This is a genomic window from Agromyces soli, from assembly GCF_022811605.1.
Taxonomy (GTDB): Bacteria; Actinomycetota; Actinomycetes; order Actinomycetales; family Microbacteriaceae; genus Agromyces; species Agromyces soli.
Genome location: NZ_CP094533.1, coordinates 841,381 through 858,311, shown reverse-complemented (window position 1 = coordinate 858,311; position 16,931 = coordinate 841,381). Strand labels below are relative to the sequence as shown.

Below are 16,931 nucleotides of genomic sequence, written 5' to 3'. Positions count from 1 at the left end.
CTGGACGACATCCCCTTCTCCACCATGGACGGCGAGCAGCGCTCGCTCGCGGACTACGCGGGCCAGACGGTGCTCGTGGTGAACGTGGCCTCGCGCTGCGGCCTCACCCCGCAGTACGCGAAGCTCGAGGAGCTGCAGCGGCGCTACGCCGACCGCGGCTTCACGGTGCTCGGCTTCCCGAGCAACCAGTTCCTGCAGGAGCTCGGCAGCAACGAGGCGATCAGCGAGTTCTGCTCGACGACGTACGGCATCTCCTTCCCGGTGCTCGACCGGGTGCGGGTCAACGGCCGCAATGCCCACCCGCTCTACCAGGAGTTGAAGCAGACGCCGGATGCCGCGGGCAAGGCCGGCCGCGTCACCTGGAACTTCGAGAAGTTCCTCGTCTCGCCCGGTCGCGAGGTCACTCGCTTCCGGCCGACGACCGAGCCCGACGCCCCCGAGGTGATCGACGCGATCGAGGCGTCTCTGCCCGCCTCCTGAGCCGGTAGCGTGGTGGGTCGAGCACCAAGGAGCCCCACCCGCATGAAACCCGGACCCCGGCGCAGCATCAGCCAGGCCGACATCGTCGACGCCGCGTTCGAGATCCTCGAGGAGAAGGGCTTCGCCGCCGTCTCCGTGCGGGCGGTGGCGGCCGCGCTCGGCCTCACGCCGACCGCGCTCTACACGTACTTCCCCTCCAAGGGTGCGCTGCAGGCCGCGATGATCGAACAGCTCCTGGCGGGGGTCGCCGAGGCCGTGCCCGACGCCGGCGCGGAGCCCGCCTGGCGTGAGCGGATCCACGCGATCGCCGCAGCGCTGCGCGGTCGCATCGTCGGCCACGCCGGCTCGATCGCCCTGCTCACCAGCGGTCCACTCGACGGCGACCGGTCGAGGGACGTCGCCGAGGCGCTCATCAGCGCGTTCGCCGAGGCCGGCCTGGGCGCCGACGAGGCGGCACGCGCCGGGCACGCGGTGCGGGCGCAGGTCATCGGTGCGGCGGCGCTGGATGACGCGGCCGCGGCGACCCCGGAGGAGACGCCCGCGCCGCAGACGCTGTGGAAGGAGCCGAGCCGGCATCCGCGGCTCGAGGCATCCGCCCATCTGGGGCTCGACACGGGCGGAGCCGAGGAGGCATCCCGGCGCTGGACCCTCGACCGCCTCATCGACGGGCTCGTCGCCACGGCGTAACCGGTCGATCCGGTCCCCGAACACGGCCGAGCGCCGGCCCTCACGAGGAGAGCCGGCGCCCAGGTGCGCGGCGGGGCCGCGCGGTGCAGCGGGTCAGTCCGCCTTCGGCGGCGTGATCTGGATCAGCGCCGTCGTGTTGTCCTTCATCGGCTTCTTCAGCTTGATGACGGTCCCGTAGCCCACGCCGTCGTCGGCCGGGTTGCCCGAGCCGAACGGCCCGACCCCGGCGTCGACGCCGTCGTACGCCGGCAGGCGGTTGCCCTCGAGGTCGTACAGCGGGGTGCTGTACTGGGCGTTGCCCACCGAGGGCACCACCGTCGAGGCATCCCGGTCGCGGTAGAACAGCGCGCCGTCCGACTCGCGCAGCGCGAAGCCCGGCACCCAGCCCTGGTCGTCGGTGAAGGTGCTCACCGGCTTGAGGGCGGGGATCTTCGTGCAGTACTCGGTGAACGCGTCATCGACGATGCACTCCGTGAAGGGGTACGTCTTCTGCACGCCGAAGGCGGCGTTCGAGGACTGCGCCCGCGAGGGCATCACGTTGAGCGTCGACGGGTCGAGGTCGGCGGCCGCTCCGGTCCGCTGCAGCGGATTGAAGTGGCTGTCGACGATGAGCAGGCCGCCCTTGGCGCCGTAGCTGGGCAGCGCCGCCTCGTTGGCCGTGATCATGTTCGAGTCGCCGTACGTCGTGTCCCGGTACCAGACGAGCATGCCGGGGGCGTTGTAGGCGAGCTTCTCGACCTTCCAGGCGCCCTCCTGGTACACGCTGTTGTACGCGTACTTCAGGCCCTGGTCGAAGCCGTCCATGTTCCGCCACTCGACGAGGTAGTACTGCGCCTTGACCGAGGTGCCGGTGTCCTGACGCCAGCCGGGGCCGGTCGTCGTGGTGAACGAGGCGACCTCGGCGGTCCAGCCGTTGTCGCCCTGCTCGACGTCGTCGCTCCAGACGGTGTCGGCGCCGCTCGTGACCGCGAAGTCGTCGGCGAACCAGCCGCGCTCCTGGAAGGCCGCGTCCGTCGCGAGCCGGAGGCGCAGCTGCACCGTCTGCCCCGCGTACGAGGTCAGGTCGACGTAGTCGTGGCGCCAGCCGCCGGTCGAACCGGTCAGACCGTACTTCTTCGGCGTCCCCGCGCCGAAGTCGCTCAGCCGGCCGTTCGGGTCGGCGTAGCCGTCGGGCGTGGTGACCTCGGCGCCGGCCTCGTCGAAGACCTTCTGCTCGGTCCACGTCGTGCCGCCGTCGGTCGAGACCTCGACGAAGCCGAAGTCCCAGTCCTCCTCGATCACGAAGTCGTTCCACATCCAGAACTTCGGGTCGGTGGCGGGCACGTCGACCGTGCGACCGAGGCGGAGGTCCGCCCAGTCCTGGTCGGAGCCGGTGTACCACATGTTCTCGCCGCTGTGCGGGGTCGCGAGGGTCACGACCTTGTCGGGCAGGTTGACCTTCACGCCGTCCTCGGAGCCCTTCAGCGGACGCGAGTTCTGACCCACCTTGAAGGTGTCCGGACGGTCGCCCGGGTTCATCTCCGCGGGGTCGGCCCAGCCGAGCACGTACTTGTCCCAGAGGCCCATGTGCGTCGGCATCGACTGGAAGATGGGGCCGGCGTGCGAGCCGGAGCTCATCAGGTCCCAGAAGTCGACGTCGGAGTCACCGGCGTTCGAGGTGTCGTACAGGTCGGGGAGGCCGAGGTCGTGGCCGTACTCGTGCGCGAACACGCCGACGCCCGAGTCCTCGGGCTGCACGATGTAGTTCGACAGCTTGAGGTCGGTGCCGGGGATGGCCGCGCCGCCCGCGACGGCGGAGGAGTGCGCCCAGATGGCGTAGGTGCCCTCGGCACCGCCGCCGCCCGACTTGTCCTCACCCGCGTGCACCAGCACGACGTGGTCGATCACGCCGTCCGGCTCGAAGAGGTCGCCGTCGCCGTCGCGGTCGCCCTGGTCCTCGATGTCGTAGTCGGCCCAGGGGAAGTCGGGCTGCGCCGCGGACAGGGCGGCCACCGCGTCGATGGGCAGCTGGCCGGGCCCGAGCGGGTTGTCCGGGTGGCCCTGCATGTCCTGCATGGGGCCGGCCTCGTACACGCCCTCGTCGTTCTGGTGGCAGACCGTGGCGCCGTAGTAGGCCTCGGAGTGCGGCACCGTCACCCAGGCGGTCGCCTCACCGGTGACGGTGTAGGCGCCCTGCGACATCTCCTCGTACATGTTCTTCATGGTGTAGCCGGAGATGTCGATGCCCTTGCGGCCGTCGGGCCCGCGGAGGTCCTTGCGGACGCGCTCCGTGATGCCCTTGTCGCTGAACAGCATCTTGTTGTAGTGCTCGCTCGAGAAGTCGGGCACCCACATCGAGTTGTTGTCCTCGAGCTCGTAGTCGGCCGGGTTCGGGATGTTGTTGTGCAGCGGGCCGCTCTGCGGAGCGCCGGGCTTGCACTCGGTCGCGCCGAACTCGGTCGGCACGTACACGTCGCTGAAGTCGTCGACCACCGTGTCGTCGAACTCCACGAGGATCGTGAGGAGCTTGGCCTCCTGCGTCTCGTCGGCCTGCTTGTAGTTCGGCTTCTTGTGCTTGTTGCCCTTCCAGCCGTGGCCGTGCCCGTGGCCGCCGCGGTCCCACTTCAGTTCTTTCGGGCTCTTGCCGGTCTTGTTGGACTGGTCCTCGAGCTTCGCGAGTCCCTGTGCCGCGACCGGGTTCCCGGCGGCGTACTTCGCATCGACGGCCTTCGCCTGCTCGAGCGCGGACATGCCGCGGGCCGTGTCGTTCTTCGCCCCGTTCACGTCGACGACCGCTTCGTCGTCGCCGAAGGCGCTTTCCGCTCGCGGTGCGACGTAGTTCATGTAGTACTCGTCGTCACCGATCACCGGCGCGGACACGGGCGATGGCGACGCATTCGCTGGCGCGATGCTCAGAGTCGCCAAACCGGCGGCCGTGAGCGCGAGCACAGAGGTCGTCGCCACCACGCGCCGCGCGCGAGTGGAGTTTCCAGACATGCTTCTCCCTCCGAGCACCGCCGCGTGGGTTCGTCGCGCCGGTGCGACTGGCACGCGTCGATCAGACGCGCGTACTCGGCATCATGCACCGTGTACCCCGTTCGGGGGAAGAGGGGAATTTCGATCCGATGGCGGATCGTCGCGATCGGGGCGGCGTCGGCGCCGAGACCGAGAGGATCTTCGATCCTCTCGGCATCCTGCGTCAGATCTTCGCGTCGCGCTACGCTGGCCGTGGCGCGGAGCCGCGCCGGATTCGGGGGGATCAGGATGTCTGCGCTTCGACCGATGCGATTCACGTCGCTGCTCGCCGCTGCCGCGCTCGCTGCGGCACTCGGCGGCTGCGCCGCGGGCGGAACCGATTCGCCGAGCGCGAGCCCCGGCGCGAGCGATGGCGCCTCCGTGCTGCCGCCGGTGATCGTCGATCTCGGAGCCGTCGACGGCACGACCGTGGAAGTGCCCGTCGGCGGCACGGTCGACCTCGTCGGCGACGACGAGCACTTCCTCGCCTGGACGGCGGAGCTCTCCGATCCGGAGGTCGCCGAGTTCGTGCCCGGCAAGGACGACGGATCGGCGCAGTTCAACCCGGGGCTCACCGCGCTCGCCGAGGGCGACACCGAGGTGACGCTCTCGAACGACGAGTCGGGCGACAAGGTCGAGTTCACCGTCGAGGTGGTGCCGGCCTCCTAGCGCGGCCGGCGCGGGGCACGCCGGTTCAGTCCGGCGGCAGCGTGGCTCAGCCCAGCAGCAGCTTGCCGAGCTGGTCGCTCGAGTGCACGATCGCGAGCGCGTCGGCGGCCTCGGCGGGCGAGCCGTAGCCCCACTCCACGACGATCGTGGGCACGTCGTGCGCGGCGGCGCCGAGGATGTCGTAGCCGCGGTCGCCGACCATGACCGCGTGCGAGGCATCCACGCCGGCGTCCTCGAGGCGGCGCAGCGCCTCAGCGACGACGTCGGCCTTCGTGGTGCGCGACTCGTCCTCGCTCGCGCCGGCGATCGTCGTGAAGTACCCGGTCAGCCCGGCGTGCTCGAGCACGGTGCGGGCGACGGCCTCGGGCTTCGAGGTGGCGAGGGCGACCGGGATGCCGGCGGCGTGCAGCCGCTCGAGCAGACCGGCGATGCCGGGGAAGACGGGGGAGCGGATGGCCCGCTGGTTGTAGTGCGCGCGGTAGATGCCGAGGGCGTGCCTGGCCTGCTCGTCGTCGAGCCCAGCCGAGAGGCGGAGGCTGTCGAGCAGCGGCGGGCCGACGTAGTCGCGCAGGGTCGCCTCGTCGGGGACGGGCAGTCCGACCGTCTCGAAGGCGTGGGCGAGGGAGCGGGTGATGTCTCCGGCGGAGTCGATGATCGTGCCGTCGAGGTCGAACAGCACGGCCGACCAGGTTCGGGTGGCGACGACGGGTGCCGGGGGGAGCAGCGTGTCAGAGGTCACCGTGACATCCTATGGGCGCGCACCTCGGTGAAAGCCGAGTACTGCTCGGCTCCGCTCGGTGCTCAGAACAGCCGGGCGTGCCCGCTGTCGACGCCGCGCATCTCGTCGTAGTCGAGCACGACGCAGCGGATGCCCCGGTCTTCGGCGAGGGTGCGCGCCTGGGGTTTGATCTCCTGGGCGGCGAACACGCCGCGCACGGGGGCGAGTCGGGGGTCGCGGTTCATCAGCTCGAGGTAGCGGGTGAGCTGCTCGACGCCGTCGATGTCGCCGCGGCGCTTGAGCTCGACGGCGACGCTCGCCCCGGCTTCGTCGGTGGCGAGGATGTCGACCGGGCCGATCGCGGTCATGTACTCGCGGCGGATCAGCGTGTAGCCGTCGCCGAGCCGCTCGATCTGCTCGGCGAGCAGCTGCTGCAGGTGGGCCTCGACGCCGTCCTTCTGCAGGCCGGGGTCGATGCCGAGCTCGTGCGCGGAGTCATGCAGCACCTCGTGGATCTTCACGATGAGCCGGTCGGCGGTCTTCTTGTGCGTCACCGTCCAGACCTGGGTGATGCCGCCGGCGGCCTGCTCCTCGTCGGGCTCCGATTCGGCGAGCGTGCAGGGCGGGCTCATCCAGTTCAGCGGCTTGTAGCTGCCGCCGTCGGAGTGCACGAGCAGGCTGCCGTCGCCCTTGACCATGAGTAGGCGGGTCGCGAGCGGCAGATGGGCGGAGAGCCGGCCGGCGTAGTCGACGGAGCACCGGGCGATGACGAGACGCACCGTTCGAGTGTACGCGGCCGTCGCGGCGCGCTCGCCGCTCGGTGCCGGTCACGCACGCAGGTACGTCACCACCACGACCCCGTTGTCGAAGCGCCGGGTGTCGAAGAGCCGCAGCTGCTGGCGCACGCCGTCGGGGAGCGCCTTCGCGCCGCCGCCCAGCAGGCACGGCGCGACGTAGAGCGAGAGCTCGTCGACGATCCCGGCGCGCAGCGCCTCGGCCGCGAGCATCGCGCCGCCGACGAGCACGTCGGCCTCCGCGGTGCGGGCGAACTCCCGCACCGCCTGCGCGTCGAAGCTCCGCTCGAGCGTCGTGCGCGGCGTCGACGCCTCGTCGAGCGTCGCCGAGTAGACGATCTTGTCGGTCGCCCGCCAGATCTCCTGGAAGTCGGCCTCGACAGGTGAGAGCTCGGTCGGATCGAAGTCCTCCCACACCCGCATCACCTCGTAGAGCCGGCGGCCGTAGAGGTGCGTGCCGACCGTGCGCATCCGGTCGTTGATGAACTGGTGCTGGTCGGGACTCGGTTCGCTGAAGTCGAAGCTGCCCTGTTCGTCGGTGATGTACCCGTCGAGCGAGCAGTTCGTGGAGTAGAGCAGTGCGGCCATGGCGGTACCTCCTGGCGCACATGGTGCACCGCTCGGGCGGATGCCGCCAGAGTCAATCAATACAGCGTCAATCAATACAGCGTCGAAGCACCCGGAGCCACGGTCGCCGCTCATGGAATCCTGGAGTGATGCGCATCCTCGTCACCGGCTTCGAACCGTTCGGCTCGGACACCGAGAACGCGAGCGGCGAGACCGTCGCGCGGCTGCGCGAGCGCTGGGACGATCCGGCGATCGAGCTCGTCACCGCCATCCTGCCGGTGTCGTTCGCGGGCGCGCCCGCTCGCCTCGGCGAGCTCGTGACCGAGCACCGCCCCCATGCCGTGCTCGCGCTCGGCGAGGCCGGGCGGCGCGCGGCGGTCACCCCCGAGCGCGGCGCGCGCAACCTGATCGACGCGCGCATCCCCGACAACGACGGCGCACAGCCGCGCGGGGTGCCGATCGACGACGGCCCCGAGCGGCGCACGGCCCGTTTCGACGTCGACGCGATGGTCGAGGCGATTCGTGCGGTCGGCGTCGGCGCCGAGGCATCCGACGACGCCGGTGGCTTCGTCTGCAACCGGGTCGCCTACGAGCTCGCGCGCTCGGAGCTGCCGGGCGGCTTCCTGCACGTGCCGGCCGTGCGGAGCCGCGGCGTCGCCACGGTCGGCGCGGAGACCGACGGCGCGGAGACCGGTGGCACGGCCGGGCCGGCCGACGCCGGCGCGCCGGGATTCGACGAGCTCGCGCGCGCCGCGGAGGCGGCCGTGCGCTCGCTCGCCGCGGGCGTCGCGGCGGGCTAGTCAGCTCCGCGTGCGCTCGCTCGCCGAGGGCGTCGCGGCCGGCTAGTCAGCTCCGCGAGCGCTCGCGCGCCGCGGGAGCGAGGATGCCGGCGACCGCGGTGAGCGCCAGGATGACGAGCAGCGCGTTCAGCAGCCCGAAATGCTCGCCGAGGAACCCGATGAGCGGCGGGCCCGCGAGGAACGCGAAGTAGCCGATGATCGCGACCGCGCTCACCCGGGCGGCCGAGTTCACCGGGTCGTCGGCCGCGGCGGACATGCCGACCGGGAAGCCGAGCGAGCAGCCGACCGCCCAGAGCGCGGTGCCGACGACGATGACCCACGGCTCGGTGCCGAAGATGAACATCGAGATGCCGACGACCGCGGTCACCGAGAGCACCCGGAGCACGGGCACCCGCCCGAAGCGGTCGAGCAGTGGACCGCCGAGCACGCGGGAGACCGTCATCGACACGGTGAAGACGCTGAACACGAGCGCGCCGGTGGTCGCGTCGAAGCCGTGGCCGTCGACGGCGGCGAGGGTGATCCAGTCGTTCGCGGAGCCCTCGGCGAACGACATGCTCAGCATGATCGCGCCGATGAGCAGGAGGCGGGCGTCGGCCCAGACGGACAGGCTCGTGCGGAGGCGCTCCCGCCACGGCGGCTTGGGGGCGCCGTGCTCCTTCGGGTCGCCGAGCTCGGCGCGGCGCGGCACGAAGCGCACGGCGATGACGACGGCGATCGCGATGAGACCGGCGATGATGCCGAGGTGCGCGAGCACGGGCAGGCCGAGGCCGGCGGCGCCGGCCGCGAGCACGGCGCCCGCGACCGTGCCGAAGCTGAAGAAGGCGTGCATGAGCGGCATCAGGGTCTTGCCGATCTCCCTCTCGGCCTCGGCGCCCTCGACGTTCATCATCACGTCGACCGCGCCGTTGCCGAAGCCGAAGAAAGCGAGGCCGACGACGATCGTGGCGACGGAGGGCACGAGGGAGCCGCCGATGCCGATGAGCACGAGGCCGACGGAGACGAGCAGCAGCATCGCGATCATGCCCGCGCGCGCGCCGAGGCGGGCCAGGAAGACCGGCGCGACGACGAGACCGATGATCGAGCCGACGGACATGCCGAGGATGACGAGGCCGACGCCCTGCGTCGACAGCTCGGTGAAGTCCCGCACCGCGGGCAGGCGCGCCACCCAGCTCGCCATGCTGAGGCCGGACAGGAAGAAGATGGCGAAGACGGCGTTGCGCCAGGCCGCGAGGCCGCGGGGCGTGCGTCCGCGCTTGGGGGTGCGGGCGGCGGTTCCGCTCTGATCTGGGCTGTCGGTCATCTCAAGCGATTCGTCGTGGGTCGGCTGGGTCATCCGGTCGTCCTCGCGGTCGTCGTCGGCCCGAACGGCCGGGATGCCGCTCCCAGTCTGGCCGATGCGGGGTGGTCGTGCGGAGCGGGGTGCGCGGCGGACCGGGGTCCAGTCCAGCCCGCCACGTCCCTCGAATCGATTCGAGTCGAATCGATTCGACCACGATAGCGACGCAGACCGCCGCGTGCAAGGGCCGACGCGGCGCCGAGGCATCCGCCTGCCGGGTGAAGCTGACCGCGCCCCCTGAAACATCCGCCCGCGCGTCGATACGATGGCTGAGGCATCCGGCGCACCCACCGGACCGACTCGCACGGACCGCCGCACCCAGCGGTTCCGTGCCCTGAACCACGATGGAGTTCCACATGAAGGCCCTGTTCAAAGCCGCGCCCGGTGCCGGATTCGAGTTCGTGGATCGGCCGGAGCCCGAGGTGGGGCCGGCCGATGTGAAGATCCGGGTGCTGCGCACGGGCATCTGCGGCACGGACCTGCACATCGAGAAGTGGGACGACTGGGCCGCGTCGACCATCGCGACGCCGCTGATCCCGGGGCACGAGTTCTCGGGCGAGGTCGTCGAGGTCGGTCCGCTCGTGCACGACGTCTCGGTCGGCGATCTGGTGTCGGGCGAGGGGCACGTGGTGTGCGGGATGTGCCGCAACTGCCGTGCCGGCCGCCGGCAGATGTGCATCCGCACGCAGGGCGTGGGCCTGCACCGCGACGGCGCGTTCGCGGAGTACATCGTGATCCCCGGGCAGAACGTGTGGGTGCACCATTCCCCGGTCGATCCCGAGCTGGGTGCGATCTTCGATCCCTTCGGCAACGCGGTGCACACGGCGCTCGCCTTCGGCGTGGTCGGCGAGGACGTGCTCGTCACCGGCTGCGGGCCGATCGGGTTGATGTCGATCGCGGTCGCCCGACACGTGGGGGCGCGCTTCGTGGTCGCGACGGATGTCTCGCCGGCCCGCCTCGAGCTCGCGCGCCGCATGGGCGCGGACGACGTGGTGGATGTGTCGAAGGAGCGGGTGCGCGAGGCGCAGGAGCGGCTCGGCATGCGCGAGGGCTTCGACGTCGGCTTCGAGATGAGCGGCTCGCCGAAGGCGCTGCCGGAGCTGCTCGAGAACATGAACCACGGCGGCCGGATCGCGATGCTGGGCCTGCCCGCCGAGCCGTACGCGATCGACTGGGGCAAGGTCGTGACGCACATGCTGACGCTGAAGGGCATCTACGGGCGCGAGATGTTCGAGACCTGGAACTCGATGTCCGCGATGCTGCAGACGAGCGAGCCGCTGCGGGACGCCGTCGCGAGCGTGATCTCCGACCGCTTCCCCGCCAGGGAGTGGCGGGCGGCGTTCGACGTCGCCGCGTCCGCGGGTGCGGGCAAGGTCATCCTCGACTGGACCGAAGTATAGGAACGGGTGGAACGCACATGTACGGAGACGTGAAGGCGCAATTGCGCGCCGAGCTCGACGAGATCGACGCCGCGGGACTCACGAAGCGGGAGCGCGGCATCGTCGGACCGCAGTCGTCCGAGGTGGACATCGCCTCCGGCGGTGCCGACGGCATCGGACTGGCGCGGGTGCTGAACTTCTGCGCGAACAACTACCTCGGCCTCGCCGACGACCCGCGCATCGTGGCGGCCGCGCACCGCGGCCTCGACGAGTGGGGCTACGGGATGGCGAGCGTGCGGTTCATCTGCGGCACGCAGACCCAGCACCTCGAGCTCGAGGCGCGGGTGAGCGAGTTCCTCGGCTACGACGACACCATCCTGTTCTCCTCCTGCTTCGACGCGAACGGCGGCGTCTTCGAGACGCTGTTCGGCCCGGAGGATGCGATCATCTCCGACGCGCTAAATCACGCGTCGATCATCGACGGCATCCGCCTGTCCAAGGCCCGCCGGTACCGCTACGCGAACCGCGACCTGGCCGAGCTCGAGCAGCGGCTCGTCGAGGCATCCGACGCCCGGCGCAAGGTGATCGTCACCGACGGCGTCTTCTCGATGGACGGCTACATCGCCCCGCTGCGGGAGATCTGCGACCTCGCCGACCGCTACGGCGCGCTCGTCTTCGTGGACGACTCGCACGCCGTCGGCTTCGTCGGGGCGAACGGCCGCGGCACGCCGGAGCTGTGCGGCGTCGAGGGGCGGGTCGACATCACGACCGGCACCTTCGGCAAGGCGCTCGGCGGCGCCTCGGGCGGCTACGTCGCGGCCCGGCAGGAGATCGTCGACCTGCTGCGCCAGCGCGCCCGCCCGTACCTCTTCTCGAACACGCTCGCCCCGGCGATCGTCGCGGGCACGCTCGAGGCGCTCGCGCTGCTGTCCTCGTCGGGCGAACTGCGCGAGCAGCTGAAGGCGAACGCGGCCCTGTTCCGCGAGCTCATGACCGAGGCGGGCTTCGAGCTGCTGCCCGGCGAGCACCCCATCGTTCCCGTCATGTTCGGCGACGCGGCCCTCACCGCCCGCATCGCCGACGCGCTGCAGGCCCGCGGCGTGTACGTGACCGCGTTCTCGTACCCCGTGGTGCCGAAGGGGCAGGCGCGCATCCGCGTGCAGCTGTCGGCCGCGCACTCCGAGGACGAGATCCGCGCCTGCGTCGAGGCCTTCACCGCCGCGCGCGACGAGGTCGCCCCCGCCTGAGCCGGCGCGCACGCATCCCTCGCGCCCGTCCCGTGGCGAGTCGCACAGCGAATCGCTCGCAGCGCCAGCCCGTCCCGGCGCGTCGGCGCATCGTCGTGCAACTCGCGCGGGGCGCAGGCTGGGCGCGGGCGCGGGCGCGGGCAGGCGGACGGGCACGGGCGGGCGGGCGCTCGAATCGATTCGGGCGGCTCGCAGGCCCGGCCCCTAGACTCGGGGCATGACCGCCCGACCGACCCTCGCCGACGTGGCCGCCCGCGCCGGCGTCTCGGCGTCGACCGCGTCGCTCGCCTTCTCCGGTTCGGGTCCCGTGTCGGATGCCACGAAGGAGCGGGTGCTCGCCGCCGCCGCCGAGCTCGGCTACGCCGGGCCCGACCCGCGGGCGCGCTCGCTCCGCCGCGGCCGCTCCGGCATCGTCGGCGTCGTGCTCGAGGAGCGGGTGCGCAGCGCCTTCCTCGACCCCGTGAAGATCCGCACCCTCGACGGCATCGCCGACGGCATCGCCCCGCTCGGTGCGGCGCTCCTGCTGCTGCCGTTCATCGGCGGGGAGTCCGAGGGCGCCACCATCGAGGACGCCCCGGTCGACGCCGTCGTGCTCATCGGCTGCAGCCCACGGGTCGAGCACTCCCTCGAGATCCTGCGCCGCCGAGGCATCCCCACCGTCGCGATCGAGGGCGGCCCCACGGGTGACGACGTCCCCGATATCTCCATCGACAATCGCGACGCCACCCGACGCGGCGCCGAGCACCTGCGGAGCCTCGGCCACCGCGACGTCGGCGTCGTGACGCTGCCCTTCGACGCCGAGCGCACGAGCGGCCCGGTCGACGCGGCCCTCGAGGCGCGCGCCTCGACCCAGGTCACGATCGAGCGCCTGCAGGGGGCGCGCGACGTCTTCCCGACCGCGCCCGCGGTCGCGGCGGCGACGAGCTCGATCGAGGACGGCCGGCTCGCGGCGCTGCTCCTGCTGGCGGACGGCTCGGGCCGGGCGCTGCCCGCCGAGGCCCGCCCGACGGCGATCATCGCGCAGAGCGACCTGCTCGCGGCGGGCGTGATCCACGCGGCGGAGGAACTCGGGCTGGCCGTGCCGGGCGAGCTCAGCGTCGTCGGCTTCGACGGCATCCGCGTCGACGGCCTTCGGCACGACCTGACCACGCTCGACCAGCCCTCGACCGACAAGGGACGTGCCGCGGGCGAGGCCGTGGTGCGGCTGCTCGCGGGCGAGCCGGCGACGTCGCTCGCTTTCACGAGCACGCTGCACCTCGGCGACACGACGGCGCCGCCGGCGCGCTGATCGCGCCGCGCCGCCCGCGCGCTACGCCACCCCGGTGACCATCCAGCGGCTGCCCCGCGCGCGCAGCGAGAGCGTGATCGCGCGGGCCGCGAGGTAGCCCAGGGCGAACGCCGCTATGAGCCAGGCGAGCGTCGTGGCGCCGGGGGCGCCCGAGGCATCCGCCCACCAGACGGCGCCGAGCGCGAGCGGCGCGTACGCCGCGAGGTTCACGAGGCCGGTCCAGGCGAGGTAGCGGGCGTCGCCCGCGCCGATGAGCACGCCGTCGAGCACGAAGACCAGCCCGCCGAGCGGCGCCGAGATGCCGAGCACGACGAGCGCCGGCGGAAGCAGTGCGGCGACCTCGGCCGAGGAGGTGAACAGCTGCGGCAGCACCCACGCGGTCGAGACGACGAGCGCGCCGATCACGAGGCCCGAGCCGATGCCCCACTGCACGCAGCGGCGCAGCACGAGCCGCACTTCGGCGACGTCGCCCGCGCCGAGCCCGCGGCCGACGAGCGCCTGCGCGGCGATCGCCAGGGCGTCGAGCGCGAAGCCGAGGGTGAAGTAGATCGAGATCGCCACCTGGTAGGCCGCGAGCTCGTCGGGCCCGAGCGCCGTCGCCGACCAGGTCGACAGCAGCAGCGCCGCCCGCAGGCTCAGCGTGCGCAGGAACAGCCAGCCGCTCGACGACGCACCGCCGAGGAGGCCGGCCCGGTGCGGACGCCAGCCCGCGCCCGCGCGCCGGACGTGCCGGGCGACGACGATCAGGTAGACGGCGACCATGCCCCACTGCGCGACGACGGTGCCGACGGCCGAGCCGGCGATGCCCCAGCCGGCGAGGTAGATGAAGACGAAGTTCAGCGCGATGTTCGCGGCGAAGCCGATGCCTGCGACCCAGAGCGGGGTGCGGGTGTCCTGCAGGCCGCGGAGCAGGCCGGTCGCGGCGAACACGAGCAGCATGGCGGGCAGACCGGCCATAGAGATGCCGAGGTAGCTGCGGGCGGCATCGGCGACCGCCGGGTCGGCCCCGAACGCGCCGACGAGCGCGGGCGTCGCGGCCCAGCCGGCGAGCCCGAGCAGTGCGCCGAGCCCGAGCGCGAGCCAGAGCCCGTCGATGCCCGCCTGCACCGCGCCGCGCTCGTCGCCCGCGCCGAGCCGTCGGGCGACCGCCGGGGTCGTCGCGTAGGCGAGGAAGATCATCAGCCCGATGATCGTCTGCAGTACCGCGCTGGCCAGGCCGAGCCCGGCGAGCGGCGTCGCGCCGAGGTGGCCGACCATGGCGGTGTCGGCGAGCAGGAACGCGGGCTCGGCGATGAGCGCGCCGAGCGCGGGCAGCGCGAGACGCAGGATGTCGCGGTCGACGGAACGGCGTTGGGGCGTGGTGCTCATGTGCCCGTCGAGCCTACGGCCTGCCGCCGACGGGCCCGCCCGGCCCGGCCGTGCGACCGTCATGCCTTGTCGACGATCTCCTTGCCGAGCGGGGCGAGCGAGATCGGGATCATCTTGAAGTCGGCGATTCCGAGCGGGATGCCGATGATCGTGATGCAGAGCGCCACCCCGGACAGCACGTGCCCGATCGCGAGCCAGAGCCCGGCGAGCAGGAACCAGATCACGTTGCCGATGAACGCCCACGCGCCCGAGGTCGGCTTCTGCACGACCTCGCGGCCGAACGGCCAGAGCGCGTAGCGCGCGATGCGGAACGAGGCGATGCCCCACGGGATCGTCACGATGAGCACGCACATGATCACCCCGGCCACGAGGTAGCCGAGGAACAGCCAGAACCCGGAGAGCACGAGCCAGATGACGTTGAGCACGGTGTTCATACGGCTTCCATCTTCGCATCGAACGGTGGGAAATCACGGGCCACCGTTCAGGCTTCGCCGCCTAGGCTGGAGCGCATGACCGACGACGGCACCCTCAGCTCCGGCATCGCGCTCGACGAACTCGACCCGGGCGTGCGCCCGCAGGACGATCTGTTCCGACACGTCAACGGCAAGTGGATCGATCGCACCGAGATCCCCGCCGACAAGGCCCGGTTCGGCTCGTTCATCGAGCTGCACGAGGAGGCCGAGCGGGCGGTCCGCGAGATCATCGTCGAGGCGCAGGGGGCCGACCCCGGCACCGAGGAGCGCAAGGTCGGCGACCTCTTCGCGAGCTTCATGGACGAGCAGCACGCCGAGCTCCTCGGCGCCACGCCGATCGCCGGCCAGCTCGTCGAGGTGTCGCTCATCGGCGACGTGCCGAGCTTCCTCGAGACCCTCGGTCGCCTCGAGCGCCAGGGCGTCGCGGGCTTCGCGCAGCTCTTCGTCGACAACGACCCGGGAGACCCCGAGCGCTACCTCGTCTTCGTCGAGCAGGGCGGCATCGGCCTGCCCGATGAGAGCTACTTCCGCGAGGAGCGCTTCGCCGAGGTGCGCGAGGCGTACCGATCGCACCTCGAGCGGATGTTCCGGCTCGCGAAGCTCGACGGCGCCGCCGAGCGCGCGGCGCGCGTGTTCGAGCTCGAGACCGCGATCGCCGCGGTGCACTGGAGCAACGTCGACTCCCGCGACAGCGAGAAGACGTACAACCTGAAGAGCTGGGCGGATGCCGCGGCGCTCGCCTTCCCCGGCGCCGACCCGGCCTCCGCCGGGCTCGCCGTCTGGCGGGACGCGATGGGCGCCCCGGAGGCGGCGTTCGCCGAGCTCGTCGTCCGCCAGCCGAGCTTCGTCGAGGGGCTGGGCGCGCTGCTCACCGAGGAGCGCGTGCCGGCGTGGCGCGACTGGCTCGCGTGGCAGGTCGTGCGCGGGGCATCCCCCTACCTCTCGAAGGACTTCGTCGAGGCGAACTTCGACTTCTACGGCCGCACCCTCACCGGCACGCCGCAGCTGCGGGAGCGTTGGAAGCGCGGTGTCTCCCTCGTCGAGGGCGCGATGGGCGAGGCCGTCGGCCGCATCTACGTGGAACGGCACTTCCCGCCCGCCGCGAAGGAGCAGATGGACGAGCTCGTCGGCTACCTCGTCGAGGCCTACCGCGAGTCCATCGTCGGCCTCGACTGGATGGGCGAGGAGACGAAGCGCAAGGCGCTCGACAAGCTCGCGAAGTTCACGCCGAAGATCGGCTTCCCGGTGAAGTGGCGCGACTACTCGAGCCTCGGTATCGAGCCCGGCGACCTCGTCGCCAACGTGCGGGCGACGGCGGAGTTCGAGTTCCGCCGCGAACTCGGCAAGATCGGCAAGCCGATCGATCGCGACGAGTGGTTCATGACCCCGCAGACGATCAACGCGTACTACAACCCGGGCTTCAACGAGATCGTGTTCCCCGCGGCCATCCTGCAGTACCCCTTCTTCACCCCCGAGCGCGACGCGGCCGCGAACTACGGCGCGATCGGCGCGGTCATCGGCCACGAGATCGGCCACGGCTTCGACGACCAGGGCTCGAAGTACGACGGCGACGGGCGGCTCACCGACTGGTGGACGGCCGACGACCGCGCCGCCTTCGAGGAGCGCACCAAGGCGCTCATCGCCCAGTACGACGCGCTCGTTCCGGCGCAGCTCGCCGAGGGCGGCGATGCTGGGGCGGATGCCTCCGAGCTCCCGCACGTCAACGGCGCGCTCACCATCGGCGAGAACATCGGCGACCTCGGCGGCCTCGCGATCGCCTGGAAGGCGTACCTGCTCTCCCTCGGCGGCGCTGAGCCCCCGGTGATCGACGGGCTGAGCGGCGCCGAGCGCTTCTTCCTCTCGTGGGCGCAGGCCTGGCAGATGAAGGGGCGCGACGCGGAGGTGGTGCGGTTGCTCGCCATCGACCCGCACTCGCCGAACGAGTTCCGCTGCAACCAGATCGTCAGGAACATCGATGAGTTCTACACTGGCTTCGGAGTGACCCCCGACGACGCCCTCTGGCTCGACCCGGCCGAGCGGGTGACGATCTGGTAGTCCGCTCCACGGTCCCGGAACACCGTGACTGGAACCCGCCCCACCAGATACCGTTGAGCTCGAGCGTGCCGCGCCC

15 protein-coding genes are annotated in these 16,931 nt (G+C 71.7%); 8 read left to right on the top strand and 7 right to left on the bottom strand.

Annotated features, from left to right (window positions below; all coding sequences use genetic code 11):
- Window positions 1-24 precede the first annotated feature (24 nt).
- Together MTP13_RS04070 and MTP13_RS04065 are read left to right on the top strand one after the other, a co-directional pair.
- Window positions 25-480 (top strand): glutathione peroxidase, encoded by a 456-nt coding sequence (locus MTP13_RS04070; RefSeq protein ID WP_243570915.1) that lies wholly within the window; start codon window positions 25-27, stop codon window positions 478-480.
- A 42-nt stretch (window positions 481-522) separates the two neighbouring features.
- Complete coding sequence (locus tag MTP13_RS04065; protein ID WP_243569818.1) at window positions 523-1,167, top strand: TetR/AcrR family transcriptional regulator; 645 nt, start codon at window positions 523-525, stop codon at window positions 1,165-1,167.
- A gap of 93 nt (window positions 1,168-1,260) precedes the next feature.
- Here MTP13_RS04065 and MTP13_RS04060 read toward each other — a convergent pair whose 3' ends face one another.
- Window positions 1,261-4,026: an immune inhibitor A domain-containing protein gene (locus tag MTP13_RS04060; protein ID WP_243569817.1), complete on the bottom strand. Its 2,766-nt coding sequence runs from the start codon at window positions 4,024-4,026 to the stop codon at window positions 1,261-1,263.
- Window positions 4,027-4,428: 402 nt separating this feature from the next.
- Here MTP13_RS04060 and MTP13_RS04055 point away from each other — a divergent pair, with 402 nt between their 5' ends.
- Complete coding sequence (locus MTP13_RS04055; protein WP_243569816.1) at window positions 4,429-4,830, top strand: hypothetical protein; 402 nt, start codon at window positions 4,429-4,431, stop codon at window positions 4,828-4,830.
- A gap of 46 nt (window positions 4,831-4,876) precedes the next feature.
- Here MTP13_RS04055 and MTP13_RS04050 read toward each other — a convergent pair whose 3' ends face one another.
- From MTP13_RS04050 to MTP13_RS04040, 3 genes are all read right to left on the bottom strand, one after another.
- Window positions 4,877-5,569: an HAD hydrolase-like protein gene (locus MTP13_RS04050; protein WP_243569815.1), complete on the bottom strand. Its 693-nt coding sequence runs from the start codon at window positions 5,567-5,569 to the stop codon at window positions 4,877-4,879.
- Between the two features lie 62 nt (window positions 5,570-5,631).
- Window positions 5,632-6,327, bottom strand: coding sequence for an endonuclease NucS (gene nucS / locus MTP13_RS04045; RefSeq protein ID WP_189086720.1), 696 nt, complete (start codon window positions 6,325-6,327; stop codon window positions 5,632-5,634).
- Window positions 6,328-6,375: 48 nt separating this feature from the next.
- Complete coding sequence (locus MTP13_RS04040; protein WP_243569814.1) at window positions 6,376-6,930, bottom strand: dihydrofolate reductase family protein; 555 nt, start codon at window positions 6,928-6,930, stop codon at window positions 6,376-6,378.
- Window positions 6,931-7,058: 128 nt separating this feature from the next.
- On the opposite strand from MTP13_RS04040, the gene MTP13_RS04035 reads away from it, so the two are divergent.
- On the top strand, window positions 7,059-7,709 hold the full coding sequence (locus MTP13_RS04035; protein ID WP_243569813.1) for a pyroglutamyl-peptidase I: 651 nt from the start codon (window positions 7,059-7,061) through the stop codon (window positions 7,707-7,709).
- A 46-nt stretch (window positions 7,710-7,755) separates the two neighbouring features.
- On the opposite strand, the gene MTP13_RS04030 is transcribed toward MTP13_RS04035, so the two are convergent.
- On the bottom strand, window positions 7,756-9,042 hold the full coding sequence (locus MTP13_RS04030) for an MFS transporter (protein ID WP_243569812.1): 1,287 nt from the start codon (window positions 9,040-9,042) through the stop codon (window positions 7,756-7,758).
- Window positions 9,043-9,401: 359 nt separating this feature from the next.
- Between MTP13_RS04030 and tdh the strand changes: the two genes are divergently transcribed.
- The 3 genes from tdh to MTP13_RS04015 all read left to right on the top strand — a co-directional run bounded on the left by tdh (window position 9,402) and on the right by MTP13_RS04015 (window position 12,959).
- Window positions 9,402-10,445 carry an L-threonine 3-dehydrogenase gene (gene tdh, locus MTP13_RS04025; protein ID WP_243569811.1) on the top strand — a complete coding sequence of 348 codons (1,044 nt, stop codon included), beginning with the start codon at window positions 9,402-9,404 and terminating at the stop codon, window positions 10,443-10,445.
- Window positions 10,446-10,462: 17 nt separating this feature from the next.
- On the top strand, window positions 10,463-11,671 hold the full coding sequence (locus tag MTP13_RS04020) for a glycine C-acetyltransferase (RefSeq protein ID WP_243569810.1): 1,209 nt from the start codon (window positions 10,463-10,465) through the stop codon (window positions 11,669-11,671).
- 217 nt (window positions 11,672-11,888) lie between these two features.
- Window positions 11,889-12,959, top strand: coding sequence for a LacI family DNA-binding transcriptional regulator (locus MTP13_RS04015; RefSeq protein ID WP_243569809.1), 1,071 nt, complete (start codon window positions 11,889-11,891; stop codon window positions 12,957-12,959).
- Window positions 12,960-12,980: 21 nt separating this feature from the next.
- Here the strand turns inward: MTP13_RS04015 and MTP13_RS04010 are convergent, their stop codons facing one another.
- Window positions 12,981-14,327 carry an MATE family efflux transporter gene (locus MTP13_RS04010; protein ID WP_243569808.1) on the bottom strand — a complete coding sequence of 449 codons (1,347 nt, stop codon included), beginning with the start codon at window positions 14,325-14,327 and terminating at the stop codon, window positions 12,981-12,983.
- A gap of 59 nt (window positions 14,328-14,386) precedes the next feature.
- The gene (locus tag MTP13_RS04005; RefSeq protein ID WP_243569806.1) at window positions 14,387-14,761 is read right to left on the bottom strand and encodes a YccF domain-containing protein; all 375 of its coding nucleotides are present in this window, start codon (window positions 14,759-14,761) and stop codon (window positions 14,387-14,389) included.
- A gap of 75 nt (window positions 14,762-14,836) precedes the next feature.
- Between MTP13_RS04005 and MTP13_RS04000 the strand changes: the two genes are divergently transcribed.
- A complete protein-coding gene (locus tag MTP13_RS04000; RefSeq protein ID WP_243569805.1) occupies window positions 14,837-16,855 on the top strand; it encodes a M13 family metallopeptidase in 2,019 nt (672 codons plus the stop codon).
- The last annotated feature ends 76 nt before the right edge of the window (window positions 16,856-16,931 follow it).